Raw genomic sequence first — 19,338 nt, 5'->3', positions numbered from 1 at the left:
AAATGTAAAATATTATATTTGAAGAGCTGTCGTATTTATGCGGCAGCTTTTTTTTAACCAAATTCAATCTAATTCAAAAAAAATAGAGATTTTTTTGCAAGATTATGATAAAAATAGTGTATAAGTTAATGTACGTACAAAATCCTTAAGGAGAACAAAGAAGTGACAGATGAAAGAATTTTAAAGTTGCTGATAAATAAAGACGAAAAAGCTCTTTATAAATTATCAGGAAAATATGACAAGTTACTTAGTTACATTATTTCAAATATTGTGGGAAACAGACCGGAAGATGTAGAAGAATGCCTGAATGATACTTATTTTAAGGTATGGAAAAATGCACATAAAATCGATTTGAAAAAAGCATCACTTAAGACATATTTGAAATATGTAGCAAGAAATACGGCGATTAACAGAATAAGAGATTTAAGCAAAGATGAAATAATGCTTGAACATGGGGACGCGGAAGAAATGCTTAAAAATTATGTTTCCATAAGCAAAGGACCTGAAGACAGGGCAATGATTGAAGAAGATGTAAATTTGCTTAAAAATATATTAGATGATTTAAAACCAAGAGAAAAAGAATTGGTTATTAGAAAATATTTTTACATACAGAGTTCCAAAGTGATAGCGCAGGAAATGAATATGGAAGTTACTACGGTAGATTCATATTTATCAAGACTTAGAAAGAAAATGAAAAAGGAATTCCAGAGGAGAGAAGAAAGTTATGAGTAATCCAATAATTGAAAATGCGATTTTTGAAAGCAAGTTAATTGATTTATTTAGTAAAATAGATATAAGTGAAGTTGAAACAGATTATCCGGACGAAGATATTGAAAAGTTGAAATTTGAAGAAACACTATTTGAAAAATGGTGGAATAATAAAAAAGTAAGAAGAGTTACTGAAGTGGGTGTGCTTGCGGCATCCCTTACAACAGGAATAATTGTTGCAATCAGAGTTATCCACAAAAAAAGAAAAGCTGCGTAGCAATCAAAAAATAAAATTTTGCAAAAAAATTGCAAGGTTTTATTTTTTTTTGTGTATAAGTATATGTCCGCGTTAAAAAAGTGGAACAAAAAGAAAAGAGGAATTAAAAAATGGTAGAAAAGATTATTGAATTAGCAAAAGAAAATTTAAGTATTGATGGAGAAATTACAGCAACAAGTTCTTTCAAAGAAGATTTGGAAGTAGATTCATTAGACTTAATGGAATTAGTTATGGCATTAGAAGATGAATTCAATGTAGAAATTCCATCAGAAGAATTACAGAATATCAAGACAGTTCAGGATGTTGCTGACTATTTAACATCAAAAGGCGTGGAGGCATAAATGAAAACAAGAATAACAGAATTGCTTAAAATTAAGCATCCTATTATTCAGGGAGGCATGGCATGGGTGGCTGACCATCATTTGGCAGCTGCTGTGTCAAATGCCGGAGGACTTGGAATTATAGGTGCGGCAAATGCTCCAGCAGAAGTAGTTAGAGAGGAAATAAGAAAGACAAGAGAATTAACAGATAAGCCTTTTGGGGTAAATGTAATGCTTCTTAGTCCATCGGCAGATGAAGTTGCAAAAGTAGTTGTTGAAGAAAAAGTTCCCGTAGTTACAACAGGTGCAGGAAATCCTGAAAAATATATGGAAATGTGGAAAGAAGCAGGAATAACTGTTATTCCGGTTATTGCTTCTGTAGCGATGGCAAGAAGATTAGAAAGAATCGGAGTTGACGCGGTTATCGCAGAAGGATGTGAATCAGGCGGCCATATTGGTGAATCAACTTCAATGACTTTAATACCACAGGTAGCTGATGCAATAGAAATTCCTGTAATTGGAGCAGGTGGCGTAGGCGATGGAAGAGGCATGGCAGCAATGTTTATGTTAGGCGCTGAAGGAATTCAGGCAGGTACATGTTTCTTAGTGGCAAACGAAACAAATATTCATGAAAATTATAAAAATAAAGTTTTAAAGGCAAAAGATATTGACTCGGTTGTAACAGGAAGAAGCCATGGACATCCGGCACGTTCATTAAGAAATAATATGACAAGACAATATGTAAAAATGGAAAATGAAGGTGCAGGATTTGAAGAATTAGAATATCTCACATTAGGCTCGCTTAGAAAGGCAGTGCAAGATGGAGATACACAGAATGGCTCTTTTATGGCAGGACAGATAGCAGGACTTATACACGAAACAAAAAGCTGCAAAGAAATAATTGAAGAAATGGAAAATCAGGCAGAAAAACTTTTGAAATTATAAAAATTTAATTGAAATTTTTTGAACAAAAAAATAAAAGTAAGTGTGTATCAAATAAAAACATGAATTATAACTCAAAGTTAGGAGGAAACATGGGAAAGACGGCATTTATTTTTCCGGGACAAGGTGCTCAGTATTTTGGAATGGGAAAAGATTTTTTTGATAAATATGAAGACAGTAAAAAATACTTTGAAGAAGCATCGAAGATTCTTGGATTTGATATGGAAAAGATGTGCTTTGAAGAAAATGAAGATTTAAACAATACACAGTATACACAGGCAGCAATGTTTACAGTATGCGCAGCAATTTTACAACAGATTGAAAAAATAGGAGTAAAGCCTGACGTGTGTGCAGGATTAAGTCTTGGAGAATATGCAGCCCTTTATTCATGCGGAACAATTACATTTGAGGATGCGGTTTATCTCTTAAGAAAAAGAGGAATGTTTATGGATGAAGAAGTTCCGGATGGTAAAGGAACAATGGCAGCAGTGCTTGGAATGGATGCAGATAAAATTGATGATATTTGCAAAAATACAGAAGGAGAAGTAGCAGTTGCAAATTATAATTGTCCGGGTCAGATTGTTATAACAGGTGAAACTGATGCAGTAGAGAAAGCTTCAAAAACTTTAGCAGAAAATGGAGCAAAGAGAGTTTTGCCACTTAAGGTAAGCGGACCATTTCACTCTGCCATGCTAAAAGGGGCAGGAGATAAGCTGGAAAAAGAATTGAAAAATATTGAGCTTAAAGAACTTAAAATGCCGTATGTGGCAAATTGTAATGCAAGTTACATATATGATAATTCACAAATAAAAGAACTTCTAAAAAAACAGATTTCAGCACCTGTAAAATTTATGCAGAGTGTTGAAAAAATGATAGATGATGGAGTTGATACATTTGTTGAAATAGGACCGGGGAAAACACTTTCTAAATTTGTTAAAAAAATCAATAAAGATGCAACGGTAATAAATATTGAAAAAGTGGATGATTTAGAAAAACTGAAAGGATTAGAAATATGTTAAGTAATAAAGTAGCAATTGTTACAGGAGCTTCCAGAGGAATAGGCGCTAAGGTGGCAAAGACATTTGCTGAAAATAACGCAGTTGTAATAGTAAATTATGCAGGCTCTAAGGAAAAGGCAGAAAATGTTGTTGACGAAATTATTAAATCAGGGGGAAAAGCAGAAGCTTATAAATGCAATGTAGCCTCATTTGATGAAGTAAAAGAAATGATGGAATATGTTGTAAAAACTTATGGAAGAATAGACATTCTTGTAAACAATGCAGGGATTACAAAAGATAATCTTTTGCTCAGAATGTCAGAACAGGAATTTGACGATGTAATAGATGTTAATTTAAAAGGAACATTTAATTGTATGAAAAATGTAACAAGACAAATGATGCGACAAAAAAACGGAAGAATAATTAACATGTCTTCAGTAGTTGGAGTTCATGGAAATGCAGGACAATTAAATTACAGTGCTTCAAAAGCAGGAATAATAGGAATGACTAAATCGCTTGCAAAAGAAATGGCTTCCAGAAATATAACTGTAAATGCAATTGCACCCGGATTTATTGAAACTGATATGACGGGTCAACTAGATGAAAATGTGAAGAAACAGATTTTATCAGGAATTCCGGCTAATTGTCTTGGAAATGTAAATGATATTGCACAGACAGCGCTGTTTTTGGCATCTAATGGAGCAAGATATATTACAGGACAGGTTATCGGAGTAGATGGAGGTATGGGAATTTGAAACGAAGAGTAGTAGTAACCGGATTAGGAATAATATCACCAATTGGTAATGACATAGATACATTTTGGGAAAATGTGAAAAAAGGAACAGTAGGAATCGGAGAGATAACAAAATTTGATACTACGGATTTTAAGGTAAAACTTGTAGCAGAAGTTAAAGATTTTGATGCTACAAAATATATGGATAAGCGCGAAGCAAGAAGAATGGAATTGTTTTCTCAGTATGCAGTAGCAGCGGCAAAACAGGCAGTTGAAGATTCAGGGCTTGATTTGGAAAAAACAGATAAAAACAGAATGGGTGTTTCTATAGGCTCAGGAGTTGGAAGCTTGCAGGCGATGGAAAGAGAACATAAAAAGTTACTTGAAAAAGGACCGGGAAGAATTAGCCCGATGTTAGTTCCGATGATGATTACAAATATGGCAGCAGGAAATGTGGCAATTCAGTTTGGCTGTAAAGGCAAGTGTTTAAACATCGTAACTGCATGTGCAACAGGAACACATTCGATAGGAGAAGCATTCAGATACATTCAGTATGGTGATGCAGATATTATGCTTGCAGGTGGAACGGAAGCATCAGTTTGCCCAATAGGAGTGGGCGGATTTTCAGCACTTACAGCACTTTCAACACAGGAAAATCCTTTAAGAGCTTCAATCCCATTTGACAAAGAAAGAAGTGGATTTGTTATGGGTGAGGGCGCAGGAGTTGTTGTATTAGAAGAATACGAGCATGCAATAAAGCGCGGAGCAAAGATATATGGTGAAGTTGCAGGATATGGAGCAACATGTGATGCATTTCACATTACATCACCTGCCGAAGATGGTGAAGGTGCAGCAAGGGCTATGATGCTTGCGATGGAAGATGGAAATGTAAAACCTGAGCAGGTTGAGTATATAAATGCACATGGAACAAGCACACATCATAATGATTTATTTGAAACAATGGCAATTAAAAAAGCATTTGGTGATAAAGCATATGATTTAAATGTAAATTCAACAAAGTCGATGGTAGGTCATATGTTAGGTGCAGCAGGGGCTGTGGAATTTATCGTATGTATCAAATCGGTTATGGAAGATTACATCCATAAAACAGCAGGCTATAAAGTAAAAGATGAAGAATTGGATTTGAATTACACACCTGAGGCTGTTAATAGAAAAGTAAATTATGCCATAAGTAATTCATTAGGTTTTGGTGGACATAACGGCAGCATAATGGTTAAAAAATTTGAAGCATAATAGCTGAAAAAATAAATGATTATGATCATGAAAAGGAAATTAAAATGAATTATGAACAAATAGAAAAACTGATAGATAAGGTTAATAAATCAAAAATAACAGAATTATCAGTTGAAGAAGGAAATTTTAAATTAAATATAAAGGCAGAACAGAGCGTGGCAATGGCAGCTTTAACAGTTCCCGGCAATTTGCCTGATGCAAATGTAGAAACTATTAGAACTGTGGGCGTGAATGAAAATGAAGGACAAAGTGATGATTTAGAAGAAATAAAAAGTCCTTTGGTTGGAACGTTTTATGCGGCAAGAGCTGAGGGGGAAGAACCGTTTATTAAGGTGGGAGACAAAATAAAAAAAGGTCAAACAATAGGAATCATTGAAGCCATGAAACTAATGAATGAAATTAGTGCAACATGTGATGGCGTAGTTGAAGAGATTCTGGTTGAAAATGAAGATTTAGTAGAGTATGGACAGGTAATTGTAAAAGTTAGCAAATAAGAAACTGTATTAATTAGAAGATTAGAAAAGTGAAGAATCGCTTTATAGAAATAATGAATCTTAAATGCTAAAAAAGTTGCGTATTTGCAACAGAATGGAGATTAATATGTTAAACACAAAGGAAATAATGGATATAATTCCTCACAGACAGCCGTTTTTACTTGTAGACAGAATAGAAGAAATGGAAGTAGGAAAGAGAGCAGTAGGAATTAAATGTGTAAGCTATAATGAACCGTTTTTTGCAGGACATTTTCCAGATCAACCTGTAATGCCGGGGGTGCTTATTATTGAAGCAATGGCACAGGTAGGAGCTGTCAGTTTATTATCAGACGATAAATATAAAGGAAAAACTCCTTTGTTTGGTGGAATTAAAAACGCTAAATTTAGAAGAAAAGTTGTTCCGGGAGATGTGCTTAGAATGGAAGTGGAAATGACTAGAGTGCGTGGACCACTTGGTATAGGTGAAGGAAAAGCGTATGTAGATGGAGAACTTTGCGCACAGGCAGAACTTGTATTTGCAATACAGTGAAAATGTTGTTAGTCGAAAAGGAGAAAGTAGATGTTTGAAAAAATTCTAATAGCAAATCGAGGCGAAATCGCTGTTCGAATAATAAGAGCTTGTAGAGAAATGGGAATTCAAACAGTGGCAGTTTGCTCAGAAGTAGATAAAGATGCACTTCATGCACAACTTGCGGATGAATGTGTGTGTATTGGTTCGTATAAATCAAAAGATAGTTATTTAAATATAGAAAAAATATTAAGTGCAGCAATTGCTACAAAGGCAGATGCGATACATCCTGGATTTGGTTTTTTATCAGAAAACAGCAAATTTGCAAAAATATGTAATGAATGCAATATAGAATTTATCGGGCCTTCAGTAGAAAGTATGATAAATATGGGAAATAAATCTATAGCAAGACAAACTATGATTAAAGCAGGAGTACCTGTAGTCCCAGGAACAAATGAGCCTCTTACAGATGCTTATCAGGGAAAGAAAATAGCTGACGAAATAGGTTATCCGGTAATAGTAAAGGCAGTTTCCGGCGGTGGCGGAAAAGGTATGAGGGAAGTAAGAAAAAGCGAAGATTTTGTAAAATTATTTGAAACTGCAAAAAAAGAAACAGAAATTGCCTTTGGTGATGACCAGATGTATATAGAAAAATTTGTGGAAAATGCAAGACATATCGAATTTCAGATTATAGGGGACAAATTTGGAAATGTATTACAACTAGGAGAGCGAGATTGCAGTATTCAAAGAAGACATCAGAAGTTAGTTGAAGAAACTCCTTCGGTTGTTTTAAAAGAAGAAGTAAGAAAGAAAATGGGAGAAGCGGCAATTAAAGCCGCAAAGGCTGCAAAATATTACAGTGCAGGAACAATAGAATTTTTGCTTGATAAAGATGGTGAACATTTTTATTTCATGGAAATGAATACAAGAATTCAGGTAGAACATCCTGTGACAGAAATGGTGACAGGAGTTGATTTGATAAAAGAAATGATAATGGTAGCAGCAGGTGAAAAACTTACAATGACACAGAACGATGTAAAACATTCGGGATGTGCAATAGAGTGTCGAATAAATGCAGAAGACCCTGACAATCATTTTATCCCATGCCCAGGTACCGTAAATGAACTTCATTTCCCGGGAGGAAATGGAATAAGGGTAGATTCCGCATTGTTTCACGGGTACAAAATTCCTTCGTGTTACGACTCGATGGTGGCAAAAATAATAGTTCACGGCCACGACAGAAAAGAGGCCATTGAGAAAATGAGAAGTGCGCTAGGGGAAGTTGTAATTGATGGGATAAAAACGAATTTAGATTTACAGTATGAAATTATTAATTCAAATGAATTTGCCAAAGGGAATGCGCTGGAAATCAACAGACGTTTGGATGATAGAGGTTAAAAATCATTGCAATGAATAGTCATGTGCTAAAGACAATAAAAATTATGACGCCCGGGGATAGAGATAAAAATGGGTTGTAAAAATATGGACGCTTTGAAATCAGAGGTTAAAAAATGTTAAAAGAAATGTTGAAAAAAACTCCGAAAAGAATAGTAAAGAATGAAAGCAATAAGTCAAATGTTCCTGATGGAATGTTTATGCGTTGTCCAAAATGTAAGGAAATAATCTATTCTGAGGATTTAGTGGCAAATAAATATGTATGCCCAAAATGTGAACATTATTTCAGAATAAATGCAAAACAAAGAATTGAAATGGTGTTAGACAGGGGTAGCTTTGTAGAATGGGATAAGGAAATTGTAACGGACAATCCATTACAGTTTCCAAATTATATTGAAAAAATAGAAAAAGCACAAAAGTTAACAGGGCTTGATGAAGCTGTAATTACAGGAAAAGGAACAATTAAAGGAAAAGAAGTTGCTATTGGAGTAATGTCTGCGGATTTCATAATGGGAAGTATGGGAAGCGTAGTAGGAGAAAGAATTACAAGATTATTTGAGAAAGCAACTGAAGAAAAATTACCGGTTGTTATGTTTTGCTGTTCAGGTGGAGCCCGTATGCAGGAAGGCACAGTGTCTCTTATGCAAATGGCAAAAACGAGCCAGGCAGTTAAAAGACATGATGAAGCAGGACTTTTATATGTTTCAGTATTAACTGACCCAACAACAGGAGGGGTTACGGCGAGTTTTGCAATGCTCGGAGATGTAATAATTGCTGAACCGGGAGCATTGATTGGTTTTGCCGGACAAAGAGTAATTGAGCAGACAATTCATCAGAAACTTCCTGAAGGATTTCAACGGGCAGAATTTTTATTGAAACACGGATTTATAGATAAAATTGTGACTAGAACAAGATTGAAGAAAACATTGGAATTTCTTATTTTATCTAATTAAGCAAAGCGAAAGGGCATAGAAATGGAACAAATACTTACGCCATGGGAGCGTGTTAAAATAGCCAGAGATAAAGACAGACCATATAGTTTTGATTATATAAATGAAATATTTGACAGATTTTTAGAATTACATGGTGACAGATTTTATGGAGATGACGGAGCAATTGTAGGTGGAATTGGTGAAATCAATGGCAGCTATTTTACAATAATAGCTCAGCAAAAAGGAAGAAATGTAAAACAGAATATTACCAGAAATTTTGGTATGCCATCGCCTGAAGGATACAGAAAAGGAATCAGACTTATGAAGCAGGCAGAAAAATTTAACCGCCCAATTATTTGCTTTGTAGATACGCCGGGAGCATATCCGGGAATTGAGGCAGAGGAAAGAGGACAGGGAGAAGCGATTGCAAAAAGTATATTTGAAATGTCAGGACTAAAAGTTCCGGTTCTTACAATAGTTATAGGCGAAGGAGGAAGCGGAGGAGCTTTGGCAAATGCAGTGGCAAATAAAGTTTTAATGCTTGAGAATGCAATGTATTCAATACTTTCTCCTGAAGGATTTGCAACAATTCTTTGGAAAGACGGTTCAAGAGCGGATGAAGCTGCAAGCGTGATGAAATGCACATCTCATAAATTGCTTGAACTAGGTATAATTGATGGGATTATTGAAGAAGAACAGCAGGCATCACTTGAAAATGTAGATATAATAGCTGAAGAAATAAAAAAAGAAATTTTAAAGTTTGCTGATGAGTACAAAGACAAAAATCCTGAATATATCAGAAATCAAAGATATGAAAGATTCAGGAAAATGTAATATATGAATTCAAAAACATAAATAGCAGAGTTGGAAAATAAAAAATCGAAAACATAAATAGTTGAGTTGAAAAAAACAAAAAAATGAAAACACTACACAAATTTAGGCAAACTAAATATGGAGATATAAATGAAATCATTAAAAATTGGAGAATTAGAGGCAAAAATTCCACTCATTCAAGGTGGAATGGGCGTTGGAATAAGTCTTTCAGGACTTGCCGGGGCAGTGGCGCTTGAGGGAGGAATAGGTGTAATAAGCACGGCACAAATAGGTTATAAAGAGCCTGACTGGGATAGAAATCCGATAGAAGCAAATTTGAGGGCAATAAAAAAAGAAGTAAAGAAAGCAAAAGAAATCAGTCATGGTGGAATAATTGCGACGAATATAATGGTTGCGACAAAATTTTATGATAAATATGTTAAAGCTGCAATCGATGCAGGCGTTGATATGATAATATCCGGAGCCGGGCTTCCACTCAATTTGCCTGAACTTGCAAGGAAAAGTAAAGTGAAATTAGCACCGATAGTTTCATCTAAAAAGGCTGCGCAAATCATATTTAGAAGATGGGAGAGAAATTATAACACGACTCCTGATTGCGTTATAGTTGAAGGACCAAATGCCGGTGGGCATTTAGGATTTAAACCGGATGAAATTGAACAATATAATGTATGCCGAAATGACGAACCAGAAAATACAGACAAGTATAATAAAACAGAAACGAATAATATAAATGTATGCCAGAAAGCAAATTCTGTTAATTTAGAATTTGATAATAGGGCAAAAACAAAATTATACTCAGATGAAATAAAAGATATTATAGATTTTGTACACACATATGAAGAAAAATGTGAAAAAGATATTCCGGTTGTTGTTGCAGGAGGGATATATGATAAATCGGATGCAGATTGTATATTCGAATTAGGTGCATCAGGAATTCAGGTGGCAACTCCATTTGTCGCCACAAAAGAATGTGATGCCCATGAAAATTACAAGATGGCATATGTGAATTGTAAAAAAGATGATATTGAAATAATAAAAAGTCCGGTTGGAATGCCGGCAAGAGCAATAAACAACAAATTTCTTAAAAGGGTTAAGAAAGAGGGGAGAATTGCACCTATAAAATGTCATCAATGTGTATCTACATGCAACATGTTAGAGACACCTTATTGTATCACGGATGCTTTGATAAATGCCGTAAGTGGAAATGTTGATGAAGGCTTAATATTTTGTGGAGCGTATGCATATAAAATTAACGATATATCAACAGTAAAAGATATTATAAAAAATTACTTTTAAATATGCTATAAGCAGTAAAAGATGTTAAAAAAAATAGCTTTATAGGCAGTTAAATAGGCAATTTTAACAAAATTATTTTTCAACAGAACATACGGTTGTATTTTCTCACTGTTAAGATATAATTATGATGTGATAGGTCTGTATAGTAAGAAGAGTATACAAACTTATATCATTTTTTTACTTGAATTCTAATATACTTATGAAAAGAATATGGTGAGTGCGAATGGAGAACAACAAAAAAGACAGATACGAGAGTGTAAGTGGAAAAGGATACAAATCAAAGAAACCTGTAAAGAAGAGAAAAAGAAATAAGCCTGTTTTTTCTAATTTGAAAAAATATATAGGAATAGTTATAGGAATAGTATGCATAGCTTTGGTGGCAATATATGTAAATGGAACGGTTTATTATACAACTCATTTTTACAAGGGAACACATATTAACGGAATAGATGTATCTAAATTGACAGCAGATGAAGTTGAAAATGCTATAAAGGATTATGAACTTACAATTACTGAAAGAGGTAAAGAAAAGTCAGCTACATATATTGAAACTCTTGCAGGAAAAGATATTGATATGAAAGTAGTTTCAAGAGAGTCATTGGACAATCTTGTAAAAGAGCAGAATCAATTTGTTTGGTTTACTGCAACCGGTACAAATCATGAAGAGAAGCAGATGATAGAATATGATAGCGACAAACTTGCTGAATTTGTAAAGAACTTAAAAGGTTTAGATTCTAAATATGCTGATAAGCCGACTAATGCATCTATATCTGATTATAATAACGGATATACAATAGTTGAAGCTAAGCAAGGGAACTTTCTTAATAAAAAGAAAACAATTGAGTGCCTTGAAAATACTATTTCTTCTTTAAAAGAAAAAGTTGATTTGGATAAAGAAGGATGTTATCGCGTGCCTAAGATTGCATCTGACAGTGAACAGCTTACAACAGTTTTAGATCAGTTAAATAAATACACGGGAACAACAATTACATATAATTTTGGTGATACTCAGGAAGTCGTTGACGGAAGTGTTATTTCAGGTTGGCTTGTTGTTGATGGAAATAATGTTTCATTAAGTAAGGAAAAAGTTGATGAATTTGTTGACTCAATACGAAAGAAGTACGACACAATTTTCTCAAACAGAGAATTTAAAACAACATATGGAAAGACTGTAAAAGTTAGTGGCGGTGATTACGGTTGGTGGCTTAATACAGCTAAGGAATCTGAGGGCTTAATGCAGCAGATTGAAAATGGTGAAAGCGGTGAAAGAAAGCCTGTTTATTACCAGGAGGCTGCAAGTCATGGTGAAAAAGATTATGGAGATTCATATGTAGAAATTAATTTGACTTCACAACATTTGTTTGTATACAAAGATGGTCAGAAAGTTTTAGATACTGATTTTGTTTCAGGTAATATTTCAACAAATCATGGAACACATACAGGTACTTATGGAATTACATATAAGGAAAGATATTCAGTGCTTGTAGGTGAAACATATGAGTCAACAGTATCATATTGGATGCCATTTGATGAAGATATAGGAATGCATGATGCAATATGGAAAAGCCAGTTTGGAAGCAATTTCTACAAAACAGATGGTTCTCATGGTTGTATAAATCTCCCATATCTTACTGCAAAAAAGATTTATGGATATGTTGAAAAAGGAACTCCTGTAATTGTATATGAACTTCCGGGAACAGAATCCGGCTCAGTTACATACCAGAATTCTTCTGAAATTGCTCAGGCTGCAATTGAAGCAATTGATGCCATCGGCAATGTAACTAAGAACAGTGGCGATACAATAAAAGATGCAAGATATATGTACAACAAAATCAACTCAGATGCTAAAAAATATGTAACTAATTATGACAAGTTACAGGCAGCTGAGAAGAAATTTAAAGAATATAGTAATTAGAGTAGTATTATGGCAATTGCTATTTTAATATAGGAGTTAAAGTAACATAATGGAAATTACTATTTAAATATAGGAATTTGAATGTAATTATAGAGAGCACTCCATTCGAAGAAACAAGTTATTATAGATTAACTTGAATATCTTAGAATGGAGTGTTTTATTATGCTTCAAGTGATTGAAGTGTACCATATAAGTTGGAACACTTTCGCCATGAAACAATCCACAATATTCCCAAAAATCCAAAAGCTTAATTATTCAAATCAACATGAACTCTTCCTTATGAATGATATTTGTGGTAAAATACAAAAGATGTAAATATAAAAATACAATTGAGAAGAAATTACGGATGTGTTTAGATAAAAAGAATAAATACGTAACAAACAAAAAGTCTATAAAATAAACACATCAAAACAATACTTCACAAGTAATAACAAGAGGAGGAAACAAAATGAACGAAGTTCATTTTCTATAAATGTTTCCGACGAATAGCCGCCGACCGAAGGGCGGGGGCAATATATATTATCCAGGAGGAAAAGATGGCTGAGAGATACGAAGATATATTAACACTTGAAAATAATCAGTGGACTTACGGATGTCCTGTCCTAATAGAGGGAGGCGTATTGCAGTATGACACTGTAAGCGAAAGAAATCTTTTAACAATTAATTTTATGAATATCTGTGATGCTGTTTTGTCAGAAGTAGATTTGACAATTTATGCATCAGATGAAGCAGAAGAAAATATATTAGAAATGGAGCATCAGTATTTGAAACTTCATTTAGAGCCGGGAGCAAAATTTGGAAACAATGTACATTTGCCAATAGAAGATAAAGAGGCAAAGAAATTTAAATTAAAAATAACCAAAGTTGTATGCGAAGATGACGGAAGTGAATGGATAAAGGATGATATATTTGAAGCACATCCTGAGATAACTAATCCTGAAGAATTTGGACAAAAGATGGATCAGGAATACGAAGACAAATACAATAAATGCGAAGAGTTGATTGTATTAGAGGATTCCGAAAATCTTAAAAAAGTTGTAGAGATTCTTGAAACATTAAGATGGTACAAGAACTGTGAAGAAATGTACGATTACGCTAAGAGAAAATATGATATAACTCTTAGAACAGAGAAAAGAAAAAAACGTGAAGGCGAAAGAAAAGATGCACGCAAGAAGAAACAGAAAATGGCAGCAGCAATTGCAGCTTGTATTGCCAGCGTAGCAGTCATAATATTTGCAATAGTTTACCTTACAGTAATCGGACCAAATCATCAGGTTAAAATTGCTAAAGAATACAACAATCAGGGTGAATTCCAGAAAGCAATTGAAATTTGTGAAAACCTTCATGGATTTGGAAACAGTAAAGAAGTATTAAAGGAAGCAAATTATCAGATTGGATTTCTTGCATTTAACCAGAAGGATTTTGAAACTGCATTAAAGTATTTTGAAAAAACAACAGGCTACAAAGGAACAAATAATTTACTTTCACAGTCTTACTACAATTTAGGACAGCAGTCAGCACAGGGTGAACAGTATGAAGCAGCATTGGATTATTATACAAAAGGATATAATACAGCAACAGAAGATAAAGTAAAACTAAATTGCCAGACAGGAATAGCATTAGCACAGTATAAATTAGCTTATGTAACAGAAGCATGGTCAACAATCAATGCCGTTTATGAAGCAGATAAAAATGTAAAAGCAGCATACGATGAATACGGATACGCTTATGCAATGAAAGTTTTATCAGAAGGAAATGTAGACGAAGCAACTGCAGTATTTAAGTTAATAAAAGGATACGCAGATAGTGCAGCACAGTATGGCAAGATTATTTATGAAAAGGCTGTTCCGGTTGCAGAAGCAGGAGATTTGGCTTCAGCATTAAGCACATTAAAAGAAGTTAAAGATGATTATGAACCGGCTGGAAAACTTTATAAAGAAATGGACGAGTTTATAGCAGCAAGTTCTAACTGGGTTGGAAACTGGAAAATGAAAGGTGACCAGGGTGATTACACAATGACAATAAGCACATTGTTATACAAAGGCGAATTGTGCTTAAAGGTTACTGACACATATTTAGATTATGATAAAATTATAAGCTCAAAAGAAAAAGTAAGACATATTTATGTTGCATCTGAAAGAGTTGAGTACAAATTAAAAGATGTTCATAATTATAAAATCATTCTTACAAGAGAAACTTCTAAGAAAATCAAGAGAGTTTTATCTTATGATGGAGCATCATATATAAGAAAATATAAGAAAACAAAATAATAAACATAATGAATGGGGCTGTTGTGCTAATTAAAGTTAGTGTAACAGCCCTATAATAAAATAAATAATTTGAGGGAAGAAATGAAGAAAAGAATATATTCAATAATTATAGCTGTGGTGCTTATGCTTTCGTCTATAGCAGCACCTACCAAAGTATCAGCGTTAGAAATTCCATACAGAGTAGATGTAACAAAATATACATCAGACGAAGCAAATGCCTCAGCGCAAATTAGGGAACAGGTAAAGGCACACACAAATACAGTAACAGTATATGTAAGAACAAAAGACAAAGATTTGTATGCAGTATTTAATCGAATATGGAATAATGCATTTGCAGAAACTACAAATCCGGACGAAGGAGATTATTTATATTGGCAAATGTCAAGCATGGCAGCAAGCTACAACGCCCTTATGCGTAAAGAGAAGGGAAGCAATACATATTATACAAAATACACAATTAATGTAGATTACTTTATTTCTTTAGAACAGGAACAGATGTTGACACAAGAATTAAATAAAATAAATGAGAGTTTTGGCTTCACGGAAACAACAACAGATTATGAAAAAGTAAAAACTATCTATGATTATATTTGCCACAATGTAACATATGATTACAGCGATAACAATATGAAATTTACGGCTTATGCAGCAGTGACTACAGGTAAATCAGTATGTCAGGGATATGCAACTCTGTTTTACAGATTGGCAAAAATGCAGGGGATTTCATCCAGAGTGATAGCAGGCCATGGAACAAATACAGATGTATATCACGGATGGAATATAGTTAAACTGGGAAATCTGTATTACAATGTGGATGCAACATGGGATGCGGCAAATTACAAACTTGGTCATCCATATGAATATTTCTTAAAAGGCGATGTATTTGAAGACCATACACGAACTGATGATTACAAGACAAAGAAATTTTATGCCACTTACCCTATGGCAGCAGATGATTACAAAGATGGAATAGAAGGTGTTGCGTCAGCTGAAACAGTAAATTCGAAATTTACAACTTATAGAACTTCGATTAAAAAACTAACTAGAAGTAAAATTAGTTTTGGAAAAATAGTGGAAGCAACGGGATATGAAATTCAATATTCGACAAATAAAAAATTTGCATCAAAGAAAAAAAAGACAACAACAAAGACAACATGCAAATTTAGCAAATTAAGTAAAAAGAAAACATATTATTTTAGAGTACGTGGTTACAGAGAAGCAGGCAGTGGAAAAATATACACTAAATGGTCAACGGTTAAGAAGATTAAAAAAAGGAGAAAATAAAATATGGAAATACTAGATATAGTAGACGAAAATGGAAATCCGACAGGAGAAACAGTTGAAAGAACTGTAGCACATAAAACGGGAGTAAGACATAGAACGTCTCATGTGTGGGTGGTTCGCAAAAACAATGGAAGTATGGAAATTCTCTTGCAGAAAAGAAGTAAAAACAAAGACTCGCATCCGGGGTGTCTTGACTGCTCAAGCGCAGGACATATTCCGGCAGGAGTGGATTTTATTCCGTCTGCAATTAGAGAACTTAAGGAAGAGCTTGGAATTGATGCTAAAGAAGATGAGTTTGTGTATTGTGGGCAAACGGTAGGGAAAAGAACAAATGTATTTTACGGCGAAGAATTTATAGATAATCAGGTAAGTAACATCTATTATATAGAAAGAAATATGGAAGCTGATAAATTCAATATACAAAAAGAAGAACTAGAGTCCGTTGTATGGATGAAATACGATGATGCAGTTTTAATGGTAAAAAATAACACAATACCAAATTGCGTTAAAATGGAAGAACTGGAAATGCTGGGAAAGAAAATTAATAAATAAAGTAAAGATATCAGAGTTCTAAGGTTCTTCAACCACTTAAGAGTAAGCTTATGTGGTCTTATACCTTTTGACTCTGGCATCATAAAATTGAAGGCTTTGTGTAAATTATAAAAACATTTCAATAAATCTAAAATAACATTTTTTCTGTGTTTGCGATAACATTATTTTGCAATAATTGTGCAATATTACAAAAAAGATAAAAACATTTCTAATACAAAAAAGATAAAAATAGCTGAAGAATGTGAAAAATATACAAAAAACAAGAAAGAACACTGGATAAAAATTGTGCAAAAATTATATGATAAACAAATAAATTGTGAAAAATAAATAAAAAGTGTACAACACTAACTATGAGGAATTGAAAAAACTGTTTTAATTTGGTAAAATTGTCTAAGGAAATGAGAGAACCGTAAAGGGTTCGACATGATTTTTAGTTGAAAGGGGAAAAAACATGAATATTATTTCAAAGAAGAAACAAGGAGTAATCGCAATAATATGTGCGATAGCAATGATTGTAACATCGCTTACGATTTACAATCCAAGAGAGGTAAAGGCAGATACAGAGTATAAAGATTTAAAATATACTCAAGTAGGAGATAAAGACTATTGGGTAGCTGCAGGAAATGATGATTTTCCGTTCCAAATGGTTCAAGATCAGGGTGATCAGTTCTTGATTATTCCTCAAGTTGCAGCAGGAACCAAACCTATTTGGCCGAACTTTACAAACGTAACTTTAAATGATGAGTCATTTAATCAAGCACCTGGGGCAGGAATATATATTAAGTATGCAGATTTAAAGAATAATACATATAATGTATTTCAGGCTACTAGTGCTGTAGATGGCCATACATTTCGAATAATTATTAAAGCAGGCAATCCATCAAGTGGTGGAGAGGAAAGTAGTGAAGTAGAAAGACCGGCAGCACCAACAAATTTAGCAATAGCATTTAATGAAGAAAATAAAACATGTAAAATTTCATTTGATGAAGTTGATGGTATTACAACATATAATTTTTATGTTGGAGGAAGAAAAATTGGAGTAGTTCCTGAAAATAAAACATTTAGTATATCAGAACTTAATGTTGAAGAGGGAAAAGAATATACTTTTGGAGTTACTTCTGTAAATACTGAAAATATTGAATCAATTAAAGCAACAACAAAATATACTGTGCCTGTACTTAGTGCACCGGCAGCGCCAACAAGCTTAGTTGCTAATATTAATAATTTAAAAACAGATTATACAATAGCATTTGCAAATGTACCAGGAGCAACAAGTTATAAGTTTTATTTGAATGGAAAATATATAAAAGATATTTCTAATGGTGGAATAGTTACATTTGAAGAACTTGGATTAGAACCAGAAACAGAATATACATTTGGTGTAAAGGCAGTAAACTCAAAGGGTGAATCAGAGATGTCTACCATAAAGGTAACAACACCTGTAATAAAAGCAGACGAAGTACCGGCAGCACCACAAGGATTAGTTTTTGAACTTAATGATTCAAAAACAGGTTATTTAATAAAATTTGCACCTATACCAAGAGCAACAAGTTATAAGTTTTATGTAGATGGAACGTTTAAGAAAGAAGTAGCGGCAAGTGGTGAAACAATAACAATAGATGAATTAGGAATAGAATTAGGTAAAACATATAAGTTTGGCGTTTCTGCAGTAAATTCAAATGGCGAATCTACTGTATCTGAATTAGAAGTGCAGGTGCCTGCAATAGAATATGCAATAACATTAGATGGTAAGAAAATTAAGGATATATCTTATGGAAATACATATAAATTGAGTAATAATGAGCAGGGTTACTATGATGTTGATAAAAATGTAGCATATGCTCCTGAAACAGTTATTACAGTAAAAAGTGATATGAACCTTAAGAGCATTAGTTTAAATGTAGCAATGCAAAATGGAGCAAGTATTAGATTTAAAAATCCAACAGGTTTAAGATTCCAGACAAAAATCACATCAAATAATGATCTTAGTTTAGATGGAATACTTAATAACGGAACTGTTATAAAAACAGGAACAATCATTACTACTTCAACAATTTTAGGTGAAAATGGAGTTGTAAACGATAAATTTGTAGAAGATAATAGTAAATTAAAATTGAATATCACAAATAGTGGATGGTATGAAAATACAGTTGGAACATTCTGTGGATCAATTGTAAGCATTGCAGAATCAAATTATACAACAGATTTTGTTGGTGTCGGATATGTTACTATTACATATAGTGATAAAACACATAAGACAATATATGCATCAAGTAATAATATTAGATCCGTTGCAACAGTTGCTCAGAATATTATAAATGATAAAACGAAAAAATATGAAGGTAAGACTTACTATGAATATTTACAGGCTAAAGGATTATCTGCTATCGTAGATGAATATGCTGGAGTAGCAAATAAGGATAATCAGTAATTTGATGGAGGTAAATCTCAATGAAGAAAAAATATATAAGTCCGGAAATGGATATAATAGAATTTGATACAAAAGACGTAATAACTACAAGTGGTATCGGAGGAACTGAAGGTGCTGCTAATGAAGGACAAGTTGATGATGCGGGAAATATCATCTGGTCAGACTTCTATTAAAATATAACCACTAAGAAAAAGG

Annotated in this window: 19 protein-coding genes; all 19 read left to right on the top strand. The window is 33.5% G+C overall.

The window, feature by feature from the left end; genetic code table 11:
• Window positions 1–162 precede the first annotated feature (162 nt).
• The 19 genes from ABMA45_RS10885 to ABMA45_RS10795 all read left to right on the top strand — a co-directional run bounded on the left by ABMA45_RS10885 (window position 163) and on the right by ABMA45_RS10795 (window position 19,316).
• Window positions 163–732 (top strand): RNA polymerase sigma factor, encoded by a 570-nt coding sequence (locus ABMA45_RS10885; RefSeq protein WP_022089921.1) that lies wholly within the window; start codon window positions 163–165, stop codon window positions 730–732.
• Entirely contained in the window at window positions 725–985 is a 261-nt protein-coding gene (locus ABMA45_RS10880) for a hypothetical protein (protein ID WP_022089920.1), read from the top strand. Before ABMA45_RS10885 ends, ABMA45_RS10880 begins: the two co-directional genes overlap by 8 nt.
• A gap of 110 nt (window positions 986–1,095) precedes the next feature.
• Complete coding sequence (gene acpP / locus ABMA45_RS10875) at window positions 1,096–1,326, top strand: acyl carrier protein (RefSeq protein WP_022089919.1); 231 nt, start codon at window positions 1,096–1,098, stop codon at window positions 1,324–1,326.
• Window positions 1,327–2,250 (top strand): enoyl-[acyl-carrier-protein] reductase FabK, encoded by a 924-nt coding sequence (fabK, locus tag ABMA45_RS10870; protein ID WP_022089918.1) that lies wholly within the window; start codon window positions 1,327–1,329, stop codon window positions 2,248–2,250.
• Between the two features lie 89 nt (window positions 2,251–2,339).
• Entirely contained in the window at window positions 2,340–3,266 is a 927-nt protein-coding gene (gene fabD / locus ABMA45_RS10865) for an ACP S-malonyltransferase (protein ID WP_022089917.1), read from the top strand.
• Window positions 3,260–4,000: a 3-oxoacyl-[acyl-carrier-protein] reductase gene (gene fabG, locus ABMA45_RS10860; RefSeq protein ID WP_022089916.1), complete on the top strand. Its 741-nt coding sequence runs from the start codon at window positions 3,260–3,262 to the stop codon at window positions 3,998–4,000. Before fabD ends, fabG begins: the two co-directional genes overlap by 7 nt.
• Complete coding sequence (fabF, locus tag ABMA45_RS10855; protein WP_022089915.1) at window positions 3,997–5,232, top strand: beta-ketoacyl-ACP synthase II; 1,236 nt, start codon at window positions 3,997–3,999, stop codon at window positions 5,230–5,232. Before fabG ends, fabF begins: the two co-directional genes overlap by 4 nt.
• A gap of 44 nt (window positions 5,233–5,276) precedes the next feature.
• Window positions 5,277–5,726, top strand: a complete 450-nt coding sequence (gene accB, locus ABMA45_RS10850; protein ID WP_022089914.1) for an acetyl-CoA carboxylase biotin carboxyl carrier protein — start codon at window positions 5,277–5,279, stop codon at window positions 5,724–5,726.
• A 106-nt stretch (window positions 5,727–5,832) separates the two neighbouring features.
• Window positions 5,833–6,255 (top strand): 3-hydroxyacyl-ACP dehydratase FabZ, encoded by a 423-nt coding sequence (fabZ, locus tag ABMA45_RS10845; protein ID WP_022089913.1) that lies wholly within the window; start codon window positions 5,833–5,835, stop codon window positions 6,253–6,255.
• A gap of 30 nt (window positions 6,256–6,285) precedes the next feature.
• Window positions 6,286–7,632: an acetyl-CoA carboxylase biotin carboxylase subunit gene (locus ABMA45_RS10840; protein WP_022089912.1), complete on the top strand. Its 1,347-nt coding sequence runs from the start codon at window positions 6,286–6,288 to the stop codon at window positions 7,630–7,632.
• A 113-nt stretch (window positions 7,633–7,745) separates the two neighbouring features.
• Window positions 7,746–8,582, top strand: a complete 837-nt coding sequence (accD, locus tag ABMA45_RS10835) for an acetyl-CoA carboxylase, carboxyltransferase subunit beta (RefSeq protein ID WP_022089911.1) — start codon at window positions 7,746–7,748, stop codon at window positions 8,580–8,582.
• A gap of 15 nt (window positions 8,583–8,597) precedes the next feature.
• A complete protein-coding gene (locus tag ABMA45_RS10830; RefSeq protein ID WP_347996314.1) occupies window positions 8,598–9,395 on the top strand; it encodes an acetyl-CoA carboxylase carboxyltransferase subunit alpha in 798 nt (265 codons plus the stop codon).
• 129 nt (window positions 9,396–9,524) lie between these two features.
• Complete coding sequence (locus ABMA45_RS10825; protein ID WP_022089909.1) at window positions 9,525–10,691, top strand: NAD(P)H-dependent flavin oxidoreductase; 1,167 nt, start codon at window positions 9,525–9,527, stop codon at window positions 10,689–10,691.
• Between the two features lie 223 nt (window positions 10,692–10,914).
• Window positions 10,915–12,606, top strand: a complete 1,692-nt coding sequence (locus ABMA45_RS10820) for a L,D-transpeptidase family protein (RefSeq protein ID WP_022089908.1) — start codon at window positions 10,915–10,917, stop codon at window positions 12,604–12,606.
• A gap of 536 nt (window positions 12,607–13,142) precedes the next feature.
• Window positions 13,143–14,876: a tetratricopeptide repeat protein gene (locus ABMA45_RS10815; protein WP_022089907.1), complete on the top strand. Its 1,734-nt coding sequence runs from the start codon at window positions 13,143–13,145 to the stop codon at window positions 14,874–14,876.
• A gap of 81 nt (window positions 14,877–14,957) precedes the next feature.
• On the top strand, window positions 14,958–16,160 hold the full coding sequence (locus ABMA45_RS10810; protein WP_022089906.1) for a transglutaminase domain-containing protein: 1,203 nt from the start codon (window positions 14,958–14,960) through the stop codon (window positions 16,158–16,160).
• A 3-nt stretch (window positions 16,161–16,163) separates the two neighbouring features.
• Window positions 16,164–16,712, top strand: coding sequence for an NUDIX hydrolase (locus ABMA45_RS10805; protein WP_022089905.1), 549 nt, complete (start codon window positions 16,164–16,166; stop codon window positions 16,710–16,712).
• A gap of 451 nt (window positions 16,713–17,163) precedes the next feature.
• A complete protein-coding gene (locus tag ABMA45_RS10800; RefSeq protein ID WP_022089904.1) occupies window positions 17,164–19,143 on the top strand; it encodes a fibronectin type III domain-containing protein in 1,980 nt (659 codons plus the stop codon).
• 20 nt (window positions 19,144–19,163) lie between these two features.
• Window positions 19,164–19,316 (top strand): hypothetical protein, encoded by a 153-nt coding sequence (locus ABMA45_RS10795; RefSeq protein ID WP_022089903.1) that lies wholly within the window; start codon window positions 19,164–19,166, stop codon window positions 19,314–19,316.
• Window positions 19,317–19,338 lie beyond the last annotated feature (22 nt).

Source organism: Eubacterium sp. CAG:156 (genome assembly GCF_000434315.1).
Classification (GTDB): domain Bacteria; phylum Bacillota; class Clostridia; order Lachnospirales; family Lachnospiraceae; genus Eubacterium_U; species Eubacterium_U album.
This window is presented reverse-complemented; position numbering and strand designations above follow the sequence as displayed.